Raw genomic sequence first — 23,580 nt, forward strand, 5'->3', positions numbered from 1 at the left:
TTAATTTGGTGTAACGCTTTATCTTATCTCTAGCAAAAATATTTAAAATCTTTCTAAATAAGCAATGTTCTGTAAATAATTTTAAAACATAAAAAAACCCCACTACTAAAAAGCAGTGAGGTCAATCATCCCTATTGTTATTATCCATTCGCAGGACAAGAACACCCATATAAGGCAATAAAATATCCAAACCTTGATTTTCTGGCTGTTTTTATATAATTGATTGACAATTAGTCATTTAATTTTTTGATTGCTTGAAAACAAGAAATCCAGATTTGTAACGATGGGGAAATAAAAACCTTTTTTTCTTAAGTTGGGTAAATAATTTCCACACTTCAAAGTTGTAGGCGGTATTGGTTCTTGTCGAAATTAACCAAACAACAAAGAGAAAACTTCTTCGATCTTGCTTACCGTAACGATTTCGATCTTAAATTTATCCCTTACCAATCCCTTAAGATTATAATTAGAGATAAAGATTTTCTCAAAGCCCAATTTTTCGGCCTCCGATATCCGTTGTTCGATCCTATTTACAGCCCTGATTTCGCCAGATAGACCTACTTCGGCTGCAAAGCAGATTTTGGAGGAGATAAAGATATCTTCATGAGAAGAGATGATGGCGGCCATGATGGAGAGGTCAATAGCAGGGTCTTCCACTTTGATGCCACCAGCGATATTCAAGAATACATCCTTTGCACTAAGCCTAAAACCACATCTTTTTTCAAGTACTGCCAAGAGCATGTTCATTCTTTTGGTATCAAAGCCCGTAGCAGAACGCTGTGGCGTTCCGTAGGCGGCAATGCTTACCAACGCCTGCGTTTCTATTAGCATGGGTCTGGCGCCTTCTAAGGTGGCTCCAATGGTAATTCCACTTAATTCTTCATCTCTTTGCGACAATAAGATCTCTGATGGGTTAGAAACTTCCCTTAGCCCATTGCTTTGCATGGCATAAATGCCCAGTTCTGCTGCAGCACCAAATCTGTTTTTGATAGACCTTAATATCCGATAGATGTGATGCCTATCGCCCTCAAATTGTAATACGGTATCAACCATATGCTCCAAGTCTTAGGGCCTGCTATGGCCCCGTCTTTGGTGATATGACCGATCAGAAAAACTGGGGTATCGGTTTCTTTGGCAAAACGGAGGAGTTCGGCCGTACATTCTCTTACCTGCGAAACACTACCTGGGGTAGATTCGATATGTGCTGAATGGAGTGTTTGGATAGAATCGATAATGACAATCTCAGGGACCAACTGTTCTATCTGCTTAAAAATATTCTGTGTAGAAGTTTCCGTTAAGATATAACAATCTGCTTTAGGTTGGCTTGTAATACGTTCTGCACGCATTTTGATCTGTTGTTCGCTCTCTTCTCCAGAAACGTACAAAATCTTTCTGCCAGCGATATTTAAGGCCAACTGTAACATCAAGGTCGATTTGCCAATACCAGGTTCACCACCTATTAAAGTAACAGAACCGGCCACAAGACCACCGCCCAATACCCGATCCAGTTCGGCATCGCCAGTTGATGTCCTGTCTTCTGTTGCACTCTGGATTTCCTCAACTTTGTTGGGCCTGCTTAATTTTTGCGTACCAGTTACAGATTTCCAAGTAGGGACATTTGCAATGCCCTTGTCTACGATTTCTTCTACAAAGGTATTCCATTGGCTACAAGATGGACACTTGCCCAACCACTTTGCAGATTCATAACCACAACTTTGACAGAAATATGCTGATTTTGTTTTAGCCAACTGATCTTAGATTTATATGATACGAATTTAGATTTATTTTGTGGCAATACCCGATCAAGTTTTAAACAACAAGAAGCCTGATTGTGATCGATGAAATTAGACCATTTTATTCAACATGATTCAATTTCTCTTTTTTTACAAAATGTTTTTTAATTTAAATGGTGTATATCAACGTTTTATGTTTTTACGTGGTAAAAAAACAACCTAACCTAAATTAAAACTTAAATTATGAACAAATCAAACCTACTCAGTAAAGCTGAGATGAAAAAAGTAATGGGTGGAGATGGGCCTGACCCTTCAACATGTCTTGGTAAACCCGAATGTAAAATGTGTTGTCCATCTACATCCAATGTGTTTATTTGCGAGACTTTGTGCGATATGCACCAAACCACTTAGCATTAATATTGAGGGGCGGGTCAAAGCATGCTTTGGGCTGCCTTATCTAGAGCTATAACAAAATTGTTTAGCAAAAAAAGCCTGATTTCTATCAATGAAATCAGGCTTTCGAATGTTTTGAATACAATGTTACAATTTGATCTCTTCGTCTTTTGAAGAAAGGAAATGGAACTCTGTAAGGTGATAAGAAGAGATAGACTTCACTTTGATGCGTTGACCAAATTTGAAAAACCATTTCCATTGCAAAGAGAACAATCCCTTTTTAATGAAGGCCTCAATATATGGATGTACACAAAGGGTGACATTCTTCTCGTTCTGCTCTTGCAAAATATAGGTTAGGTTACTTTCAATATCGTCCATCAGCACAATACTGGCTTTGATCTCTCCAGTACCATCACATGTAGGGCATTTTTCTACAGTAACGATGTTCATTTCTGGTCTTACACGTTGACGGGTAATTTGCACCAGGCCAAATTTACTTGGCGGCAGGATGGTGTGTTTGGCACGATCCAGCAACATCAGTTCGCGTAGGTAATCAAAAAGCATTTTACGGTTGGTCGGTTTGTGCATATCGATAAAATCGATCACAACGATACCACCCATGTCTCTCAACCTCAATTGGCGAGCAATTTCTTTAGCTGCTTCTTTATTTACCTGAAGCGCATTTTCTTCTTGGTTTTCTTTGCTAGCTGTTCTATTACCACTATTTACATCAATAACGTGTAAAGCTTCCGTATGTTCAACTACCAAATAGGCTCCGCCAGCAAGATTAACTGTTTTACCGAAACCGTTTTTAATTTGTTTTTCTACACCGAAATGCTCAAAGATGGGTTCTTTATGTTTGTAATGTTTAACGATCTTCTCCATTTCTGGCGAAATCTCGTGCACATAAGAACGGATGTCTTCGAACAGGTTTGCATCGTTTACGTAAACGTTGGCAAAATCGGCATTTAAAATATCTCTGATCAGGGTGGAAGTACGATCCATCTCCCCCCAAACCCTTTTAGAAGGTTCTGCATCAGGAAGCTTCTTTGCAAAGCTTTCCCATTTGGACACAGAATCCAATAAGTCTTTTTGTAATTCGGCAACACCCTTACCTTCAGATACCGTTCTAATGATGACCCCAAAATTTTTGGGTTTGATACTTTCAATAATCTTTTTTAAACGATTACGTTCAGTATTGCTTTTAATCTTTTTAGAGATCGATATGACGTTAGAGAAAGGAACTAAAACTATGTATCTTCCTGCAATAGAAAGATCAGAGCTTAATCTTGGGCCTTTAGTAGATATAGGTTCTTTAGCAATTTGAACGGGTAGGATCAAATTTTTACTGACGATCTCGGAAATCTTCCCCGCTTTATTGATGTCAGCTTCTAATTTAAAATTATCTAATAAAGTTCCATTAACTGTGCCATTACGCTTAATTTTAGTAAGCTTTATTAAAGATTGTACTTGTGGGCCTAAATCGAAATAATGCAGAAATGCATCTTTCTCATAACCTACATCAACAAACGCAGCATTTAAGCCCGGCATAATTTTCTTTATGCGACCTAAATAAATATCGCCTACGGCGTAATTGTTGTTGATGTGTTCCTTATGAAGCTCTACAAGGTATTTGTCTTCAATTAAAGCTATGGTTACTCCCGTGGGAGTCGAATCGATTATTAATTCCTTTACCAAAAGCTACAGATTTTAAGGCAAATCAATGCCTTATTACACATGGACAAAAAACAATGGAATCCAAAAATAAACACCCGATTGATCAGGTGTTTATTTTTGGACAATACACAAATAGGAAAATCCTATTTTTTCTTGTGTCTGTTTTTTCTTAAACGTTTTTTACGTTTGTGCGTAGCCATTTTATGTCTTTTTCTTTTTTTACCGCTTGGCATAATTTTAAGTTTTTAATGTTTTTATTAATCTGTTAATTAACGTTTATTCTTTAACTCAGCCACCTTTTTATCAATAAACTTCGATAAGGTAGGATTGGCCGCTAATTTCTTGCTATTTAAATAAGCGTCTATTGCTTCTTTGTTTTTGCCTAAACTCTCATATGCTGTTGCCAGCCAGAAGTAGACATCTGGGGTAGCTTTGATATTGCTGATGATATCGTTGAAACGAGTAATCGCTTTATCAAATTGACCAGATTTCATTGCAAACATGCCTAAATTCATATTTGCCTTAAAGTTTTTAGGTTCTTTTTTTACTACATCCAACAACATCGCAATACCTTGCATTGGTGCACCCATACCATTTACAATGGTAATGCCTAAACCAGTCTTGCCTTCGATATTAGCCGAATCTAAAGCTAATGCATTCGTAAAAGAAGCATTGGCTTTTTGCAGCATTACTGGTTTTACCAAGCTGTCTTGCGTATTGTCAAAGGCTTTCAAAAAACGGTCTCCAGAACTTAACCAATTGGTTAATGATGGACTCTGCTTTTGCTACAACCTCTAAATACATTGCACTAGGAATGGATTGTTCTAAATCATCCCATTTTTGCGCCAGTACGGTTGCCTGTTTGTTTTTATCACTCCCAGAAGCACTTTGATAAGTCCGTTCTAGAGCAGATATATCTTTGGCAGACGCTGCGCTGATCATGTTTTTAGCGGTTGAAGAAACCTCTTCTATACTAAGTTGTGGAGTATTTGCTGCCATATCTGATGTTGCAGCGGCTTTACCGGCTTCATCTTTTGGCTTCACTAACCCTTTGATCTCTCTTGTAAACAAAAATCCTACAAGCGCTAGCATTGCGACAATAATTATAACTTGTGTTGAACGGACTTTGTTTGCCATGATAGATTAAGCTTCAGCTTTAACTTTTTTCGAGTTGTTTTTTACTTTATCAACAAAAACTTTTGCTGGTTTAAAGCTTGGAACGAAATGCTCAGGGATGATAATCGCAGTGTTTTTAGAAATATTTCTAGCAGTTTTTTGCGCTCTCTTTTTTACAACGAAACTGCCAAAGCCTCTAACGTATACATTTTCTCCGCCAATCATGCTGTTCTTGATTACTTTGAAAAATGCCTCTACTGTTTCCTGTACATCTACTTTTTCAATTCCTGTTTTTGTTGATATTTCTGAAATAATATCTGCCTTAGTCATATTTTCTATTTATTAAGTTATTGAGTGTTAAATATTATAACTGTTTTGGGGTTGCAAAAGTATTGCTTTTTAATGAGATAGGAAAATAAAAGATGATTTATTTGCGATCAAATGTATCATGTTATTGCAAGTTTTATAAAAAAGATATATTTTGATTGTATTTTTGAGGAAATGAATTTCCAAAATGAAATTATAAAATGGTATAAAGTTAACAAACGCGAGCTACCATGGCGTAATACTACCGATGCTTATGTGATCTGGTTATCTGAAGTTATCTTGCAACAGACCAGAGTTGAACAAGGCCTGCCCTATTTCAATAAATTTTTGGCAAACTTCCCAACGGTGGGTTCCTTTGCTGCTGCATCAGAAATACAGGTGCTTAAATTATGGCAGGGCCTAGGTTATTACTCTAGAGGGAGGAACATGCTGTTTACCGCCAAACAAGTGGTAGAGTTGCATCAGGGATCTTCCCAGTCGAATATGAGCAATTGATCAAACTAAAAGGAATTGGCGAATATACGGCCGCAGCGATATCCTCTTTTTCAAACAATGAGGCCAAGGCAGTTTTAGACGGGAATGTTTTTAGGGTACTGGCCCGATATTTTGGGGTAGAAGAACCCATCAATTCTACTGGAGGTAAGAAGATATTTACAACGCTGGCCCAATCGCTGATCGAAAATCAACAACCCTCTTTATATAATCAAGCGATCATGGAGTTTGGGGCACTGCAGTGTAAGCCCAAATCACCTGCCTGCCAAGTTTGTCCTGTACAATTGGGTTGTTATGCCCTTAAACACAGCAAAGTTGATGTATTGCCAGTTAAATTGAAAAAGGTAAAGGTTAAAGAAAGATGGTTCAATTACTTTATTGGGATCAAGGATGGATACATTTTAACCAAACAACGTAATCCTGGAGACATATGGCAACAACTCTTCGATTTTCCATTGATAGAGACGGCAGAAAAACCGAATGCTGACGATCCAATTTTATAAAAAGTATAAAAGAAATGTTTGGGGAAGAAGTAAAAACCTCATTTATTTCAGAAAAAAGACATTTATTGACCCACCAAATTATATATGTCCAATTTTTTGCTTTAGATAATTATATTATTAACTTTAATCTAAAGACGGACATTAAATCGGTTTTACTTGAGGATTTTGAAGATTTACCACATCCTAAGGTAATTAGCGATTTTGTTAATCTATATATAAAAACTAATCAAATTTAAGCATGTCTGGTATTAACAAAGTTATTTTGGTGGGGCATCTGGGTAAAGATCCAGAAGTTCGACATTTAGAGGGAGGAGTTACAGTAGCCAGCTTCCCATTGGCTACTTCGGAAACTTACAATAAAGATGGAAAACGTGTAGAACAAACAGAATGGCATAACATTGTGCTGTGGAGGGGTTTGGCAGAAGTGGCATCTAAGTATCTGCAAAAAGGAAAATTGGTCTACATTGAAGGTAAATTAAGAACACGTTCATTTGAGGATAAAGAAAAAGTTAAAAAATATGTAACCGAGGTTGTTGCCGAAAACTTTACCATGTTGGGTAGAAAAAGTGATTTTGAGAACACACCAGTAAGCAGTGGCACACCGAAAAGTGAAGACGATTTTGTTAGTCCTGTTGATGCAACAGGCGACCTGCCCTTTTAAATAGGAGCAAAGAACATAAAAAGGCCCAATCAATTGATTGGGCCTTTTTTGTTTATTCTACAGTTACTGATTTGGCCAGATTTCTGGGCTGATCTACGTTACAGCCCCTTAATACGGCAATATGGTAAGATAACAATTGCAATGGAATGGTAGCTAGCAAAGGCAAGAAAGCCTCGCTGGCATCAGGAATTTCGATACAATAGTCGGCCATCTTTTTAACTTCAACATCACCTTCGGTAACAATGGCAATGACGATTCCCTTTCTTGCTTTTACCTCTTGGATGTTACTGATTACCTTTTCGTACGATGAATTTTTAGTGGCAATAACTACAACAGGCATTTCCTCATCGATCAAGGCAATAGGTCCGTGTTTCATCTCTGCTGCCGGATAGCCTTCGGCATGGATATAAGAAATCTCTTTTAGCTTTAAAGCACCCTCTAACGCTACAGGGAAACCGCTTCCTCTTCCTAAGAACAGACAATTCCTCGAATCTTTAAACTTCTCTGAAATGTCTTTGATCAGGTCGTTGCTTTGTAGGGCAACATGGATTTTATCAGGAATACAATCTAACTCTGTTAATAGCTCTATGAGTTTTGAGTTAGAGATGGTTCCTTTTTGTTGGGCCATGTAAAAGGCCATCAAAGTTAAAACGGTAACTTGGGCAGTAAAGGCTTTTGTAGAAGCCACTCCAATCTCAGGGCCGGCGTGGGTATAAACACCAGCATGTGTAATCCGTGGGATTGAAGCCCCAACCACATTACATACGCCGAAAATTGTAGCTCCCTTTTCTTTTGCCATTTCTATAGCGGCCATGGTATCGGCAGTTTCGCCAGATTGCGAAATAGCGATCACTACGTCTTTCTCGGTAATAATTGGATTCCTATATCTAAATTCGGAAGCATATTCAACCTCAACGGGGATACGGGCATATTCTTCAATCAGGTATTCGCCTACTAAACCAGCATGCCAAGAAGTACCACAGGCCACAATGATGATCCTGTCGATGTTCTTAAGTTTGTCTGCAAACTCTTTGATACCACCGAGCTGTACTTTGCCCTCTTCAGGGTAAATTCGGCCCCTCATGCAATCTCTGATAGAACGGGGTTGCTCATAGATCTCTTTTAACATAAAGTGGTCATAGCCGCCTTTTTCGAGCATCTCTAGTTGAAGCTCCAGTTCTTGGATATATGGGGTCTGAACAACATTGTCCAATCGCTTGATCAACAGTTCATCGCGTTTGAGATAGGCAATCTCATTGTCGTTTAAGTAGATTACATTTTTGGTGTATTCTATGATCGGGGTAGCATCAGAAGCGATAAAATATTCGCCTTTACCTACACCAATCACCATCGGACTTCCTTTTCTGGCTGCAATGAGCTCATTTGGATTATCTTGGTCCATTACCACGATCGCATAGGCACCAGTAACCTTGTTTAAGGCTAGCCTTACTGCTTCAAGCAGATCTGTATGTTCGTTTTTATAAACCTCTTCAATTAAATGGATCAATACCTCTGTATCAGTATCGCTGTTAAAAGCATGTCCTCTTCTTAGCAACTCTTCTTTTAAGGTAGCATAATTCTCTATGATTCCATTGTGGATAATGCTTAACCTACCGTTGTTGGAGGTATGTGGATGGGAGTTCCTATCAGAAGGTGCGCCGTGGGTAGCCCAACGGGTATGTCCCATACCGATGGTACCTGCAAGGTTTTTACCTTCTGCATAATTCTCAAGTTCTTGAACCTTGCCCGCTTTTTTATAGATATTCAGGTCGCCGTTGTCTATCAATGCAATACCTGCACTGTCATATCCACGGTATTCTAACCTTTTTAATCCTTTGATAACAATTGGCCAAGCTTCACGAAAGCCAATGTAGCCTACAATTCCACACATAAAATTTCTTGTAAAAGTAAATCCCCCGAAAATACTTATTTCTCGGGGGATTAGTCAAATAAACTATAAATTAAATTAGTTTATTTTAGTGTAATAAATATTCAATTTCATTAGGTTATCACCAGTTGCCGGGGTCTTTTTAAAGAATCAATAACTGATCTGCCGCCACTACTTAATGAAGGGGCTACAGAAAACTCTTTCAATGGCGTTGGTGCGATAAATGTACCATAATCTTTAAGCTTGCCACTCATGAGGTCTTGTATGTAACTGGTTACCACAAAAACATATTGTTTTTTTACAGAGTTGAAATAGCCGCCAAAAACAGCAGATTCAAGTCCACGAGTATCAAATTCTGGGTTGTTATCAGGTACATTTTGTCTTTTCTCGGCCAGGTCATATCTATATAGCGACAACCTTGTTGCCGGGTCGAATGGCTTGCCATCTGATCCAGAACTCAGGTCGATCACCAGTTCTGCTTTGTTCACTACAACCTTGCCAACATTAGCTGCAAACTTTGCTAGATATGGGAAAGAGATCTTGTTTCTTAAGCCGATTAAAGGCTGTAGATAAGTTACTGCATATTGTTGATTTGGATTAGCCAGTTGTGTTGCGATAGGCGTTCCTGTATAATCATGTTTTATTGAAGCGGATACCGGTCCAGTGCTGCTATTGATTGGGAAATCTACAGCAACAGTATCTATTGCACTAACAGTAGTTGCATTTTGTTTTTTGTAGTATAGCGTTAAATTGGAGTTGGTGCTTGTAAAATCAAAAAACATCAATCCGCCCGTGCCTGTCGAACTGGTTTTATTAACCTGTACATATAAACCCTTAAAGGCATCAGCAAAACGGGCATTTGTTTTTAAGCTCGCATCGGGTAGTTTAACGATGTTGTTTTGGATAAAGCTGTTGTCGAGTTTAATCCTCATTTGAGGGGCGACAGTTTTTAAGGTGTCTGCTTTACCGGCAACTATATCGGTTATCTTAAAAGGTGTAGTTGGGTATAATTTCCCAGTTCTATTTCCCAATAATGTACTGTTGGTAGCGTATTCTACAGTGTTTAGAAAAGAAAGTCTATCATTGATATTAGAACTCAACTGACGTACGTCGATACTATAAGTGGCTGTACTATCACCATAAAACTCTCCACCAAAGCTTAGCGACAATACGGCCGAATCGATAACAGCATCGGTTCCGAAACTATAGGCTTCGCTAGGAACATTGATGGCCATGGCCAAACCAGCTTCGGTTTTTCCAAATACAGGTCTATTAAATAACCAAGCGGGTGTCTAACTAACGAAAGTGTGGTGCTGTTTTCATCAAGAAGAGTTCTGGAGCTTACGGTTACAGTGTCAACCAAGGCTCCCTGCACGGCACTGTTAGGGTCTACTTCTAGACCAATTGTAGCGGTTTTTTCGCATGATGCGAAAAGAAAAGACTTATCAACAGGGTTAATAAGTCTAGTTTTATAAATTTCATATTTAATATTAAAATAATGCTTTTTAAGCTACTGAAACCAATTCTTCATCAGAGATTTCCTCATAGAAATTGAAGAAGTTCTCGTAATTTTCGGTTAAATTAAAGGCTAAAGTTGGCTTATTAGAATCTTTAACAAATTTTAACACATCTTTATCTATGTTTTCATCTGCTAAAACAACTGCATCAGAATGGGTTATTGCGCCCATATGCAGGCTGTTACAGTCTGCTTTGATGAAAGCCTTGGTGTCTTCTTCTGTCATGTGGTTCATCACCGCTTTTTTATGTAGATCAGCGTTTAATGTTTCTGTAAAACAGTTCTCATAAACAGAGTAAACCACCTTCGCATTTTTAAATGTAGGATCGTTTTTGTAGGTTGTTTTGATATAGGCAGGAACTAAAGAAGTCATCCAGCCATGGCAATGCACCACATCTGGGGCCCAGCCTAATTTTTTAACAGTCTCTAACGCACCTTTGCAGAAAAGATCGTACGTTCGTCATTGTCTGCATAAAACTTGTTTTCTTTATCTCTGAAAACATATTTACGTTGGAAATAATCTTCGTTATCCAAGAAATAAACCTGCATACGTGCAGCTGGGATCGAGGCAACTTTAATGATCAATGGATTGTCATTGTCATCAATAATAATATTCATTCCCGATAAACGAATAACTTCGTGTAACCTGTTCCTTCTTTCGTTGATGTTACCAAATCTTGGCATTAAGATGCGGATTTCAAATCCTTTTTCTTGCATTGCCTGTGGTAATTGACGAGTGATTTCTGAAATTTTGGTAAGTTCGAGGAAAGGCGACATCTCGTGTGTAACAATCAGTAGCTTCGTTTTTGCCATCTCCATATTGTATATTAAATTATGTTAATTTAAAGATTATCAAGGTGCAAAGGTACTAATAATATTAATATTTATCAATAACTTATGCAATAGGCTTTGTAAGTTTTAGATAAATGCTCAACTTTGGCCTTTTAAAAACCAATTGGTAATTTGGAAATTATACATACAGTCGCAGCATTAAAGATGTTGTTGGCGCCTTTACAAAAGGCAGATTCTAAAATCGCACTGGTACCAACAATGGGTGCTTTGCATAAGGGACATCTATCATTGATAGAGATGGCACAAAAACAGGCGCAGATCGTGGTCTGCAGCATCTTTGTTAATCCCACCCAGTTTACAGACCCCAAAGACCTCGAGAGATATCCCCGACCATTAGAGCACGACATTAAAATGTTGTACGATGCTGGTTGTAACGTTGTCTTTATGCCAAGCGTAAAGGAAATGTACCCCTCTTTTCCTACTCCGGAGCATTGGCAGGTCGATCTAGGTCCGGCCGAATTTTTGTTGGAAGGAGAATTTAGGAAAGGACATTACCAAGGTGTAACCCAGATTGTAAAAAAGCTTTTTGATGCCGTACAGCCAGATGTAGCCTTCTTCGGGCAGAAAGATTTTCAGCAGGTGCTGATGATCAAAAACATGGTGAAGTATTTTAACATGGAGGTTGAGATTGTCTCTTGTCCAATCATAAGAGAGGAAGACGGTTTGGCCATGAGCTCTAGAAATATACATCTATCTTTAACCGATAGGGAAAATGCCTTGGTGTTGAGTAAGGCGCTTACCTACGTGGCCACACATTTTGATCAAGAAAACCTGCCAACTTTATTGGCTAAGGCCAAAACAATGATCAATGAAACACCTGGCGTAGTATTGGATTATTTTACCATTGCAGATGGAGAGACCTTATTGCCTATCGAAAACAAGAATGCTGCCCACCCTGTAGCATTGGTAGCTGCCAAGGTTGGCGAAACACGCTTGATTGACAATGTATTGCTCAGTTAAATACTGCTGACCAAAAATTGACAACTGTTAATTCTTTTATTCCTAACTTTGCAGAATGATTATCGAGGTCTTAAAATCGAAAATACACCGTGTTAAAGTAACACAGGCAGAATTAAATTATGTAGGCAGCATCACTATCGATGAAGATCTATTAGATGCAGCTAACATTATTCCAAACGAAAAAGTACAGATCGTAAACAACAACAATGGCGAACGTTTTGAAACCTATGCCATTAGGGGCGAACGTGGTACTGGAACGATCTGCCTAAATGGTGCTACAGCCAGGAAAGTACAAGTAGGTGATATTTTGATCATCATGTCTTACGGTTCTTTACCAATGGAAGAAGCGAAAAAATATCAGCCAATCTTGGTGTTCCCTGACGACAATAACCGTTTGTTAAAATAAGCCACCCTTCATTAGTTGGCCCTATTTTCTTCCTCGCTTTTTTTGCTTTCCTTTATTTTGAAGGTAGAGCTGCCAAAGTTGTAGGTTAAGCTAAGGACCAATCGTTGTGCACCAAAATAATGATACATGTCATTGTCGATGATGCTCTTTTCCCTAAAAATGAGTCTTCTTTTGATGCTGTCGAAGGCGTCGTAAAGCGTAAGTTTGGTGTTGAGCTTGCTTTTGAACCAAGCTTTTTGCACACCAAGATCTATCCCATAAACTGGTTTGAATACGTAAAGACCATTACCACTTTTCGATTCGTAGGTATAACTTACATCCAATAACCAATCTTTTAGCATGAAAATCTGACTGCCATTAAGTGTATAATTGAATACGCCAATTTCGTAAGTCCTGTCAAAATAAGGGGTCAGCTCCTTGTTGTAATAGAATCCAATGTTGTTGTTCATCCTCCACCATGTGTTGATGGTAAGGGGCGAACTGATCAACAGGTTTGCAAAATTTCTGTAGGGAAGGTTGCGCCCCAAGAAAATGAGTTCGTTTGTTGCTGGGTTATATTCTGGATAACGTGCCATCACATCCGTTTCTCGCCCTGCGTTTAAGGAAACGTTAAGTGCCTTTCTGCTATAAGACAATGCAAAAAGATTGGTGGTAGAAGGCTGCAAATATGGATTACCTATCCAGTAATGACGCGGACTGTAGTAAAAACGAAAAGGATTTAAGAACGCAAAAGTAGGCCTGGTTAGGCGCCTGCTGTAGCTGAAGCTGAGTTGTTCGCTCTGGTTAATGGCATAGGCAACATTTAAACTCGGTAGCCATTTGAGGTACTTTCTTTCGGTAAGCATGCTTGTTGTAATGGAATTGGCCACAGTACGGGTATATTCGGCTCTTAAACCTAGGCTATAACTGATGTTGTTCCATTTGCCCTGATAAGAAAGATAACCCGCCATAATGTATTCTCCGTAATTGAACTGGTTGCTGCGTTGGGGGTCAAAGTTAAAAACGGAGTTGGCCAATGTATCATAGCGCAGGTTGTTCTCGGTAGTAGTGTAGGCAAACTTTCCACCAAATTCTAATTTGCCTGTGCCCATGTTTTGACTGTAGTCTGCCTGAGCGGTGCGGATCAAAATGTTGTTTCGGGAATTGGTCTTCCAATAACTGAGCAGGCCATTGTAGAGTGAACTGTTCATGATATTTCTGTTTTGGATGTCTTCCATTTGTCGGTTGTCGATTTGTGCCAAAGAAGCAATTACATGTAATTCGCCGTTCTTAAACTGTGCATCGTAATTGATGCCACCTGCATAGTTATGTTGTTTTGGACGGGCGTCGTTTTCACTTTTTGTAATTGCAATGGTCTGGTCTAATTTGGCGGTTTGTGTAGTTAGGTAATTATCAGAGGTGGCATTCCTGTCAATTTGTAAGGTCCTTACAAAGGCTTCTATGCTCTGCCCCTTTTTAGGTTCATAAGCTATCCTGGCCTGCACATTAAAGTTCTGGTTAGCTGTAACAGTTCGTGTATCGGTAATCATAGCATTGGTATTGGCCAGATACTGCAGCGCATAATATTTATAAAAAGTGCTGCCGGTAATATGGCCAAGGTTTAAGTCATAGGTAAATCGGTCGGTCTTATAACTCAAAGACAAGTTATTGTCCAATAAACTATAATTGTTTCGCTGAAACCTGGCATTATAGCTACCTCTTAAACCTAAAGATTGATTACGTTTCAGTTTTACATCTATGATGCCCTGATATTCGCCATCATATTTTGAAGAGGGCTGATTGATCATCTCGATTGATTCGACCATGTCTGGTGATAAACTATTGAGATAGGTTAGGATTTCGTCATTGTTCATGTTTACAGGTTTGCCATCAACAAATAATGTTGGTGTTGCCCTACTGGCCATTAGCATTGTCCCATCTTGGTTAACCTGCAGGCCTGGCAACCTTCTGAAAACATCCAATAGATTAGATGAAGACTTGAAGAACGGATTATTGGCAACCCCAATTTTCAGTTGACCATTTTGGGTAGCAAAATTGGCTGTTCCACCTGTAACGGTTATTTCTTTGAGCAGGTTGGGGTCTTCGTTCATTAAAATGATTCCAAGAATCCAGCTTTTTTACAGTATTTTCATTAATGGTAAGCTCTCGCTGTATTTTTTGGTAGCCCATAGACGTGGCCGATAGTATATATTTTCCAATGGGGATTTCCTTAAACTCGAAGCGGCCTAAAGTGTCACTACTTGTATACTTGATGGCGGTTGGTTGGTTCTGGCTGGCTAATGATAAGTTGACCAAGGCAATCGCCTGTTTGGTTTTTGCATCAACCAATTTTCCAATAATGGCTTGTGCGTGCAGGTATGTACTTGTAAATAAGCAAAGGCATAGCAATAATGTCGATTTCATCTTCATGTGTTGGGGTTATAGAATGCACCAAAACTAGAAGAGAAGAAAAGATAAAGGGTTTTGATTCTCAGATTTAGGAGTTCGGAATTATAAATTCAGACCAGATCTAGAAAGATGAAACAGCCGATAGCTGTTCTTTGTAAAGTGTTGGGGTGGTAGATTTATGCTTTTTAAAGGCAGTGTAAAAAGTAGATTTCGAATTGAAACCAACCTCATAACCAATGGCTTCCAATTTAATGCCTTTGTCATTTATGATCAGTTGGCAGGCTTCGTTGATCCGATATTCGTTGATGTAGGCGGCAAAACTCTTGCCCAAATTGTCGTTCAGTAACTGCGAAAGCTGGTGACCTGAAATGCCAGCCTTTTTGGCGAGGTCGTTGAGTTTGAGGTCTGGATTTTTATAAAGCTCTTCCTCCAAAATGATTTTTTGTAGTCTTTCTGTTAAAGTTGAGGCCTGTGCTTTGTCAATTTTTTTGTTGGCATAGCGCACTTGATCTTGATTGTCTGAAAGCAGGTTGCTGGTTTTTCTTCTGCTGATAAACAAGAAGGTGTTCAGGTAAAGGATCAGCGAAAAAAACAGGGCGCCACTAATACAAGGGCCATTAAAAAAAGAGAAGATAGACAACTTAAATGAAGCAGGAACGACAATATTGCCAATCAATACAGATAGCAATAGTTTCTCCGTTGTAGAAACTTTTTCACCCTTGTCTAAAAGTTTGACAAAAGTCGTTCGCATCAACCATCCAGATAAAACCATGTAGATGGCCATTTGTAAAGCTATAATTGACCAGATATAATTTTCCCAGATGTCTGGTTGACTATCATATGGAGCAACAATGCTGGCAATTAAAATGGCCAAGAACCAAAACAGATAGGTTGCTTTTTGGATGGTCGTTATTTTTGTGTCTGTCCCCAATGCAGATTTAATCAAATAAAAAAGAGAAGGGCCTATCAAAGAACCTCCCCAAATACCGATTTGGATATAGATGCCAGGCAAGGCCGGATAGAAATAAGAGATAAAAGATTTGCCGATCTTTAAGCACAGTCCTAAAAGCATTAGTCCTAAAAAATATGAAGCTGCCGATTTCGATTTTTTAAAAACCAGCAGATAAGCGCTAATGATAAAACCATTAAACACACCTAAGGCGCTAAAGAAAAACAAGATTTGTTGACCTAGGTTCATCTAACAAAAATAATAATCTTACGGTAACACCAAGATTATAAATGTTAATGATCTTGCTTTTGGTGTATTAAAATTGTGATATATCCTTTAAAATGGCTTCAGAGGGCATTGTTGTGTAAAAAATTGCTATGGCTGCATAGTAATTTCGAAGAGAAATACTAAATTTGGCAGATCTAACCTTTTATAAATCAAAATTATGCTGTTTGAACTAAGTGAAGAACAATTAATGATCCAACAGGCTGCCAGAGATTTTGCGCAGACTGAACTAAAACCGGGTGTTATTGAAAGAGATGAGCATCAAAAATTCCCAACAGAACAAGTGAAGAAACTAGGAGAGCTTGGGTTTTTGGGGATGATGGTTGATCAAAAATATAGTGGAAGTGGTATGGATGCAGTTTCTTACGTATTGGTAATGGAAGAACTATCCAAAGTTGATGCTTCTGCTTCTGTTGTGGTTTCGGTGAATAATTCTTTGGTCTGCTACGGGCTTGAATCTTATGGAAACGAAGCGCAAAAAGAAAAATATCTAAAACCTTTGGCCTCAGGAGAAAAAATCGGTGCTTTCTGCCTTTCGGAGCCAGAAGCAGGACCTGATGCAACCTCTCAGCAAACAACTGCCGAAGACATGGGCGACTATTATTTGTTGAACGGCACTAAAAACTGGATCACCAATGGGAGCACTGCAGGTATCTACCTGGTGATTGCCCAAACACATAAAGAATTAAAACACAAAGGCATCAATGCCTTTATCGTAGAAAAAGGAACACCTGGTTTTACCATTGGACCAAAAGAGAATAAATTAGGAATCCGTGGATCTGATACACATTCTTTGATGTTCAATGACGTAAAAGTGCCAAAAGAAAATCGCATTGGAGAAGATGGCTTTGGGTTCAAGTTTGCCATGAAGACTTTAGAAGGAGGCCGAATTGGTATTGCAGCGCAAGCTCTAGGCATTGCGGCTGGGGCCTATGAGTTGGCTTTGGAATATTCGAAACAACGTAAAGCATTTGGTAAACCCATTTCTGATGATCAAGCAATTGCCTTTAAATTGGCAGATATGGCTACGCAGATAGAGGCAGCACGTATGTTGGTGTATAAAGCTGCTTGGTTAAAAGATCAAGGCCAGTCTTATACTTTGGCTGGATCAATGGCCAAATTGTTTGCCAGCAAGGTGGCCATGGATGTAACGGTTGAAGCTGTGCAGATCCATGGAGGTTATGGTTTTGTGAAAGAATACCATGTGGAGCGCTTAATGAGGGACGCAAAGATTACCCAGATCTATGAAGGTACTTCAGAGGATCCAGAAAATGGTGATCAGTCGTAGTATTTTGAGCTAAGAAGAAATTTATAAATCATTAAAAAGCCACAAGGAAGATGATTCGTTGTGGCTTTTTTGTAGTTGAACAGTCTTTCTATTCTTTCTCCATTCCAAAAATAGAATTCAACAGCATTTTAATAATGGCAATTACAATGGCCAGAATTGCTGCGGCCAAAAAACCAGAGGTATTAAAGCCTGTCATAAAATGGTCTACCAATAAGATTGATCAATACCGTAATAATGAATGAAATGAGGCCAAGGGTTAATACGTTTAAAGGAAAAGTAAATATCCTTAAGATCAGTCCAATGGTGGCATTGGCCACTGCAATTAAGATAGCGGCAATGATTGCGCTTCCATAACCATCAACCTGAACACCTGGCACAATGTAAGCGCCCAACAACATGGCCAGACCCATGATTAAAATTTCAAATATTAGTTTCATAATTGTTAATTTAGTTAGATGTTTAAATATATAAAGTTAATTATTCTTTTCAGTTCTTTTTTGGTTGCCTGTAGCCCTACAAATAACAAGCCAGTATCGATCCATTTTTCGACAGATAGCAATACCATCGTTATTTCGGATCTAAACGGAGCAAGTTTATTGCAACTGAAGAATAACATCAACACAGATTCAAGCTATCAGCATTTGGTTTCAGTGCTGCAGACCCCTGTAGACGATGATTCGACAACAATGGAGATGGACTGGCCTGGCAAACTCAGTGTGGCCAATAACCAACTGATTTTTACACCCCAAATGCCTTTTGTTAAGGGCAAGACCTATTTGGTAGAAACCATGGTCACTGCAGAGTTTGCCAGTGGAAAAGATATAATAAAATCAAAAGTAGGTTATAAGGTAAAGCCTCAGCAACAATTATTAAAACGTTAATAAATAGCTCATTTGTTAGGATTTTTTTCTTTTGAAAAAAATATTTCGTACATTTGCACGGTAATGGAGAAAGAAGAGGGGACTGAGTCCCCTTTTTTCTTTTGCAACAAATTAGGATATGCAGGTAGAAAAAAGAGTTATAGCACTCGTAGAGGAGAAGATTGCAGACAGGCCTGAGCTGTTTTTGGTAGGAGTAAAAATGTTGCCAAATAACAAACTGATCATCCATGTAGATGGCGATCAGGGAATAAGTATTCAGGACTGTGCATCAATTAGCAGACATGTGGGTTTTCATCTAGAAGAAGAAAATACCATTGAAAAAGCTTATAATTTGGAAGTTTCATCTCCTGGCGTTGGCGAACCGCTTCAATTGAACCGTCAGTATCACAAAAATATTGGCAGAGAGTTGAGCATCAAACTGGCAAATGGTGAAAAAAAAGAAGGTAAGCTGCTCGCGGTTAACGACAATGAAATCTCGATAGAAGAGAAAGTAAAAGAAAAAGGTAAAAAAGCCCAATTGGTAGAAACACAGATCGGGTTTGATAATATAGTAGAAACAAAGGTTTTAATTTCATTTAAATAGAAAAATGAGCAATATTAATTTAATCGATTCATTCCAGGAGTTTAAAGACTTTAAGAATATCGACCGCCCTACAGTAATTAGCGTACTGGAAGAGGTATTTCGCAGTATGTTGCGTAAAAAATATGGCACTGATGAGAATTGTGACGTAATCGTAAACCCTGACAACGGGGATTTGGAGATCTGGCGTACAAGAAAAGTGATGGAAGATGGTTTTTCTGAAGATGATGACCTAGAGATCGAACTGGCAGAAGTAAAGCAGTTGGATCCAGATATGGAAGTTGGGGATGATTACATTGAACAGATTACTTTGGAGAGCTTTGGTCGTAGAGCGATCTTGGCTGCCCGTCAAACTTTGGTTTCTAAAGTTTTAGAATTAGAGAAAGACGAAATCTTCAAGAAATATAAAGATAGAGTTGGAGAGATCGTAACAGGTGAGGTTTACCAGGTTTGGAAAAAAGAGACTTTGGTATTGGATGATGAAGGCAATGAGTTGATGATGCCAAAAACGGAGCAAGATCCCAGCAGATTATTTCAAAAAAGGAGATTCGGTACGTGCCGTAATTTCTAAAGTTGATATGGTAAACGCTACGCCAAAAATCATCATTTCGAGAATTGCCCCTGAATTCTTACAACGTTTGTTCGAAATCGAGGTGCCAGAGATCTTTGATGGTTTGATTACGATCAAGAAAATTGTTCGCGAACCTGGAGAGCGTGCCAAAGTGGCTGTAGAATCTTATGATGACAGGATCGATCCAGTAGGTGCTTGTGTGGGGATGAAAGGTTCTCGTATCCACGGTATCGTGAGAGAGCTTAAGAACGAAAATATTGATGTAATCAACTTTACCAACAATATTTCACTATACATCCAACGTGCATTGAGCCCTGCAAAAATCACCTCTATTAAATTAGACGATGTTACAAAACATGCTTCAGTGTATCTAAAACCAGATCAGGTTTCATTGGCAATTGGACGTGGTGGACATAACATCAAATTGGCAGGTAAATTGACGGGATATGAGATCGATGTTTACCGTGAGGCTGGAGAAGAAGATGAAGATGTGGATATCGAAGAATTCTCAGATGAAATTGACAGCTGGATCATTGATGAGTTAAAAGCAATTGGTTGCGATACCGCAAAAAGTGTTTTAGCTTTATCAGTAGATGAATTAGTAAAACGTACCGATCTTGAAGAAGAAACAATCAAAGAAGTGATCAGTATTCTTCAATCGGAATTTGAATAACGTGTTATGCTTGAATAAATAAGAATAAACGTTACTTTTGTATATAAATTAGTAAAAAATAGGATAATCAATGTCAGACGACAAACCCATAATTTTATTTAAAGCAGTTAAAGAACTTAACGTAGGGATAGCTACAGCCGTAGAGTTTCTAAGTAAGAAAGGCTTTGCTGTGGAAAATAAGCCCACTACAAAACTATCTAAAGAGATGTATGATACATTACTAAGAGAGTTTCAGGGGGATAAAATCGTAAAAGAAGAAGCCAATCAGATAGTTATAGGTAAAATTCGTCGTGATGAACCCGAAGCAGCTGAGAAAGCTCCTGAGGTACCTAGAAAAAAACAAGACTTTGAAAACGAAGGTGTTTTAATCAAAAACCTTCATTCATATACTCCTCCTGCTGAGAAGCCGAAGGAAGAAAAACCTGTTGAAGCGGTTAAACCAGTTGAGCCTACTCCGGCTCCTGCTAAAGAAGTTGAAGCGAAGGAAGAAGAAAGTGCCTTGCCAGGTGTTAAAATTGTTGGTAAGATCGATCTTAATGATCTGAACAGCAAAACACGCCCTGTTAAGAAAGAGGAAGCAGCTCCTGTAGAAGCTAAAAAGGAAGAGCCAGTAGTGGCTGCTCCTAAAGTTGAGGAGCCTGTGGTAGAAAAACCAGCTCCAGTACAAGCTCAGGAAGAAAAAGCTCCAGTTGTGGAACCAAAGGTTGAAGAAAAACCTAAAGCTCCAGAAGTTGTGGCTACACCTACACCTACCCCTGCACCTGTAGTTGCTCCTACTCCTCCGGTACAAGCTGCCGATGATGAGGTAATCAAAGCACGCTCGGTTAAACTTTCAGGTCCGAATATTATTGGTAAAATTGTTTTACCAACTACACCGGATCGTAGAAACCAGCCAGTAGCATCTTCTAACGATAGTGAAGCTGCTAAACGTAAGCGTAAGCGCAAAAAAGCGCCGGGAGGCAATAACCCTGCTCCAGGACAGCAACAAGGACAAGGTCAGCCAAATCAAGGCCAACAAGGAAATAACCCACCTCGCCCAGCGGGAACAGGTGCTCCGGTTGGAAATAGACCTGACTTTAGAAACAATACAAACAATACGGCTGGTGGTCGTCCAAACTTTAGAAATGCTAGACCTGGTGCTGCACCAAGTGGACCTAAAGAAGAACCAACAGAAAAAGAAATACAAGATAGATCAAAGCCACACTTGCACGTTTAAGTGGAGCAGGTAAATCTGGTAAATTTGCACAAAGAGCAAAACTACGTCGTCAAAAACGTGATGATGTTGCTTTAACGGCTGAAGAAGCGGCAGCAGAAGAACAATTACAATCTAAAGTGTTAAAGGTTACCGAGTTTGTTACGGCAAATGAGTTGGCTAACATGATGGATGTACCGGTAACCAAAATTATTGGTACTTGTATGAGTTTGGGCATGTTCGTTTCGATCAACCAACGTTTGGATGCAGAAACTTTAACCATTGTTGCGGATGAGTTTGGCTACGAAATCCAGTTTGTAAAAGCAGATGAAGAAGCTGATAGTATCATTGAAGAAGAAGATGCACCAGAAGATTTGGAACCAAGAGTACCAGTGGTTACGATCATGGGTCACGTAGATTGATGGTAAAACATCTTTGCTAGATTATATCCGTAAAGCAAATGTGGTAGCTGGTGAGGCTGGGGGTATTACCCAACACATTGGTGCCTATAAAGTAACAACAAACTCTGGCAAACAAGTAACGTTCTTAGATACGCCAGGTCACGAAGCCTTTACAGCGATGCGTGCCCGTGGTGCTAAGGTAGCAGATATTGCGATCATTGTAATTGCGGCTGATGATGCAGTGATGCCTCAAACAAAAGAGGCAATCAACCACGCACAAGCTGCGGGTGTACCATTGGTATTTGCCTTTACAAAAATTGATAAACCAGGTGCAAACTCGGATAGAGTTAAAGAACAATTATCGGCCATGAACATCTTGGTTGAAGATTGGGGTGGTAAATTCCAGTCGCAAGAAATCTCAAGTAAAAGTGGCTTAAATGTCGACTTGTTATTAGATAAAGTATTGTTAGAAGCAGAGTTGTTAGAATTACAAGCTAACCCTAACAAACGTGCAACAGGTACGGTAATTGAGGCTACACTAGATAAAGGACGTGGTATTGTAACTACAGTATTGGTACAAGCCGGTACATTAAGAGTTGGAGAATCCAATTTTGGCAGGTAGTTATAGTGGTAAAGTAAAAGCGCTATTTAACGAACGTGGTCAAAAAGTTGAAGAAGCCGGACCATCTGTACCTGTACAGGTATTGGGTATGCAAGGTGCACCAACTGCAGGTGATAAGTTCAATGCTCTAGAAAGTGAAGTTGAAGCAAGAGAGATTGCCAATAAACGTTTACAATTGATGCGTGAGCAGGGCTTACGTACACAAAAACATATTACCTTGGATGAGATTGGTCGTCGTTTGGCAATTGGTAACTTTAAAGAGTTAAACCTGATTGTTAAAGGTGATGTGGATGGTTCAATCGAAGCGCTTGCCGATTCATTATTGAAACTATCTACAGAAGAGATCCAGATCAATATCATTGGTAAAGCAGTAGGACAGATTTCAGAATCTGATGTATTGTTGGCATCTGCTTCAGATGCGATCATCATTGGTTTCCAGGTACGCCCTTCACCAGGTGCGCGTAAATTGGCAGAAGCTGAACAGATCGATATCCGTTTATATTCTATCATCTACGATGCGATCAACGAGATCAAAGCGGCGATGGAAGGTATGTTGGCACCAGAATTTGAAGAGAAGATTGTGGCTAACGTAGAGATCAGAGAAACCTTTAAAATTACGAAGGTAGGTACCATTGCAGGTTGTATGGTGTTGGATGGTAAGATTACCAGAAACAGCAAAATCCGTATCGTACGTGATGGTGTAGTAATCTATACCGGAGAACTGGCTTCATTGAAACGTTTCAAAGACGATGTAAAAGAAGTGGCAAAAGGTTACGAATGTGGTCTGAATATCCAAAACTTCAACAACATCGAAGTTGGAGATATTGTGGAAGCCTACGAACAAGTAGAAGTTAAACGTAAATTGTAAGGTTTACAAAACATAACAGAAGGGTCTCGAGTAATTGAGACCCTTTTTTTGTGGGTGTTTTTTTATGAAGATAAGACATCTCTATGATGTGGTGAATCTCCAGAGCATAAAGGTCCGCTACTTTCTTTAGCTGGGAAATAGAAAAGTTGACCCGATTATTCTCCCATCGTTTATAAGCCTCTCGGCTAATCTCTAAACAATTTGCCACATGTTGTTGAGAGTATTTGTGCATGTTGCGTAGCTTTCGCAAGGTAATGCCAATATCTATTGTAATCATTGAATTTCATATGTAGGTATATTAAGTTAGGAAATTCCTTTTTTGAGAAGAAAAATATTGTACCAAATGGTATTGATTGAGTAT

The 23,580-nt window shown here is 39.0% G+C and carries 18 protein-coding genes and 5 pseudogenes; 10 read left to right on the forward strand and 13 right to left on the reverse strand.

Annotated elements, in window-relative coordinates; genetic code table 11:
• Positions 1-369: 369 nt before the first annotated feature.
• The 5 genes and pseudogenes from radA to ACFJIZ_RS17955 all read right to left on the reverse strand — a co-directional run bounded on the left by radA (position 370) and on the right by ACFJIZ_RS17955 (position 5,246).
• A pseudogene (radA, locus tag ACFJIZ_RS17935) lies at positions 370-1,745 on the reverse strand (DNA repair protein RadA).
• 525 nt (positions 1,746-2,270) lie between these two features.
• Positions 2,271-3,821 (reverse strand): ribonuclease E/G, encoded by a 1,551-nt coding sequence (locus ACFJIZ_RS17940; protein ID WP_379087155.1) that lies wholly within the window; start codon positions 3,819-3,821, stop codon positions 2,271-2,273.
• A gap of 248 nt (positions 3,822-4,069) precedes the next feature.
• A complete protein-coding gene (locus ACFJIZ_RS17945) occupies positions 4,070-4,534 on the reverse strand; it encodes a tetratricopeptide repeat protein (RefSeq protein ID WP_379087158.1) in 465 nt (154 codons plus the stop codon).
• Positions 4,521-4,937: a hypothetical protein gene (locus ACFJIZ_RS17950; RefSeq protein WP_379087161.1), complete on the reverse strand. Its 417-nt coding sequence runs from the start codon at positions 4,935-4,937 to the stop codon at positions 4,521-4,523. Before ACFJIZ_RS17950 ends, ACFJIZ_RS17945 begins: the two co-directional genes overlap by 14 nt.
• A gap of 6 nt (positions 4,938-4,943) precedes the next feature.
• On the reverse strand, positions 4,944-5,246 hold the full coding sequence (locus tag ACFJIZ_RS17955; protein ID WP_055133196.1) for an HU family DNA-binding protein: 303 nt from the start codon (positions 5,244-5,246) through the stop codon (positions 4,944-4,946).
• Positions 5,247-5,417: 171 nt separating this feature from the next.
• On the opposite strand from ACFJIZ_RS17955, the gene ACFJIZ_RS17960 reads away from it, so the two are divergent.
• The 3 genes from ACFJIZ_RS17960 to ACFJIZ_RS17970 all read left to right on the forward strand — a co-directional run bounded on the left by ACFJIZ_RS17960 (position 5,418) and on the right by ACFJIZ_RS17970 (position 6,899).
• Entirely contained in the window at positions 5,418-5,738 is a 321-nt protein-coding gene (locus tag ACFJIZ_RS17960) for a hypothetical protein (protein WP_379087164.1), read from the forward strand.
• Complete coding sequence (locus tag ACFJIZ_RS17965; protein WP_379087167.1) at positions 5,735-6,238, forward strand: hypothetical protein; 504 nt, start codon at positions 5,735-5,737, stop codon at positions 6,236-6,238. The genes ACFJIZ_RS17960 and ACFJIZ_RS17965 overlap by 4 nt, the downstream gene beginning before the upstream one ends.
• A gap of 238 nt (positions 6,239-6,476) precedes the next feature.
• Positions 6,477-6,899 carry a single-stranded DNA-binding protein gene (locus ACFJIZ_RS17970; protein WP_055133198.1) on the forward strand — a complete coding sequence of 141 codons (423 nt, stop codon included), beginning with the start codon at positions 6,477-6,479 and terminating at the stop codon, positions 6,897-6,899.
• 52 nt (positions 6,900-6,951) lie between these two features.
• Here the strand turns inward: ACFJIZ_RS17970 and glmS are convergent, their stop codons facing one another.
• The 3 genes and pseudogenes from glmS to ACFJIZ_RS17985 form a co-directional block, all read right to left on the reverse strand.
• On the reverse strand, positions 6,952-8,790 hold the full coding sequence (glmS, locus tag ACFJIZ_RS17975; RefSeq protein ID WP_379087170.1) for a glutamine--fructose-6-phosphate transaminase (isomerizing): 1,839 nt from the start codon (positions 8,788-8,790) through the stop codon (positions 6,952-6,954).
• A gap of 110 nt (positions 8,791-8,900) precedes the next feature.
• Positions 8,901-10,022 (reverse strand): DUF4270 family protein, encoded by a 1,122-nt coding sequence (locus tag ACFJIZ_RS17980; protein WP_379087173.1) that lies wholly within the window; start codon positions 10,020-10,022, stop codon positions 8,901-8,903.
• A gap of 270 nt (positions 10,023-10,292) precedes the next feature.
• A pseudogene (locus tag ACFJIZ_RS17985) lies at positions 10,293-11,116 on the reverse strand (glycogen/starch synthase).
• Between the two features lie 150 nt (positions 11,117-11,266).
• On the opposite strand from ACFJIZ_RS17985, the gene panC reads away from it, so the two are divergent.
• Together panC and panD are read left to right on the forward strand one after the other, a co-directional pair.
• Positions 11,267-12,115, forward strand: a complete 849-nt coding sequence (gene panC / locus ACFJIZ_RS17990) for a pantoate--beta-alanine ligase (RefSeq protein ID WP_379087176.1) — start codon at positions 11,267-11,269, stop codon at positions 12,113-12,115.
• Between the two features lie 55 nt (positions 12,116-12,170).
• Positions 12,171-12,521, forward strand: a complete 351-nt coding sequence (panD, locus tag ACFJIZ_RS17995) for an aspartate 1-decarboxylase (protein ID WP_379087179.1) — start codon at positions 12,171-12,173, stop codon at positions 12,519-12,521.
• A gap of 11 nt (positions 12,522-12,532) precedes the next feature.
• On the opposite strand, the gene ACFJIZ_RS18000 is transcribed toward panD, so the two are convergent.
• From ACFJIZ_RS18000 to ACFJIZ_RS18010, 3 genes are all read right to left on the reverse strand, one after another.
• Positions 12,533-14,611: an outer membrane beta-barrel protein gene (locus tag ACFJIZ_RS18000; RefSeq protein ID WP_379087182.1), complete on the reverse strand. Its 2,079-nt coding sequence runs from the start codon at positions 14,609-14,611 to the stop codon at positions 12,533-12,535.
• The gene (locus ACFJIZ_RS18005; RefSeq protein WP_379087185.1) at positions 14,511-14,930 is read right to left on the reverse strand and encodes a carboxypeptidase-like regulatory domain-containing protein; all 420 of its coding nucleotides are present in this window, start codon (positions 14,928-14,930) and stop codon (positions 14,511-14,513) included. The genes ACFJIZ_RS18000 and ACFJIZ_RS18005 overlap by 101 nt, the downstream gene beginning before the upstream one ends.
• 100 nt (positions 14,931-15,030) lie before the next feature.
• On the reverse strand, positions 15,031-16,107 hold the full coding sequence (locus ACFJIZ_RS18010; protein ID WP_379087188.1) for a helix-turn-helix domain-containing protein: 1,077 nt from the start codon (positions 16,105-16,107) through the stop codon (positions 15,031-15,033).
• 196 nt (positions 16,108-16,303) lie between these two features.
• On the opposite strand from ACFJIZ_RS18010, the pseudogene ACFJIZ_RS18015 reads away from it, so the two are divergent.
• A pseudogene (locus tag ACFJIZ_RS18015) lies at positions 16,304-17,444 on the forward strand (acyl-CoA dehydrogenase).
• 169 nt (positions 17,445-17,613) lie between these two features.
• On the opposite strand, the gene ACFJIZ_RS18020 reads toward ACFJIZ_RS18015, so the two are convergent.
• The gene (locus ACFJIZ_RS18020; protein ID WP_379087191.1) at positions 17,614-17,868 is read right to left on the reverse strand and encodes a phage holin family protein; all 255 of its coding nucleotides are present in this window, start codon (positions 17,866-17,868) and stop codon (positions 17,614-17,616) included.
• Positions 17,869-17,886: 18 nt separating this feature from the next.
• On the opposite strand from ACFJIZ_RS18020, the gene ACFJIZ_RS18025 reads away from it, so the two are divergent.
• The 4 genes and pseudogenes from ACFJIZ_RS18025 to infB all read left to right on the forward strand — a co-directional run bounded on the left by ACFJIZ_RS18025 (position 17,887) and on the right by infB (position 23,219).
• A complete protein-coding gene (locus ACFJIZ_RS18025) occupies positions 17,887-18,312 on the forward strand; it encodes a hypothetical protein (protein WP_379087194.1) in 426 nt (141 codons plus the stop codon).
• 118 nt (positions 18,313-18,430) lie between these two features.
• Complete coding sequence (rimP, locus tag ACFJIZ_RS18030; RefSeq protein WP_379087197.1) at positions 18,431-18,895, forward strand: ribosome assembly cofactor RimP; 465 nt, start codon at positions 18,431-18,433, stop codon at positions 18,893-18,895.
• 4 nt (positions 18,896-18,899) lie between these two features.
• A pseudogene (gene nusA, locus ACFJIZ_RS18035) lies at positions 18,900-20,136 on the forward strand (transcription termination factor NusA).
• A gap of 70 nt (positions 20,137-20,206) precedes the next feature.
• Positions 20,207-23,219, forward strand: a pseudogene (infB, locus tag ACFJIZ_RS18040) (translation initiation factor IF-2).
• Here the strand turns inward: infB and ACFJIZ_RS18045 are convergent.
• Positions 23,203-23,496 (reverse strand): helix-turn-helix transcriptional regulator, encoded by a 294-nt coding sequence (locus ACFJIZ_RS18045; RefSeq protein ID WP_379087200.1) that lies wholly within the window; start codon positions 23,494-23,496, stop codon positions 23,203-23,205. The pseudogene infB and the gene ACFJIZ_RS18045 sit on opposite strands and share 17 nt — an antisense overlap.
• Positions 23,497-23,580: the final 84 nt, after the last annotated feature.

The sequence above is a fragment of the Pedobacter sp. UC225_65 genome, assembly GCF_042698365.1.
Lineage (GTDB): Bacteria > Bacteroidota > Bacteroidia > Sphingobacteriales > Sphingobacteriaceae > Pedobacter.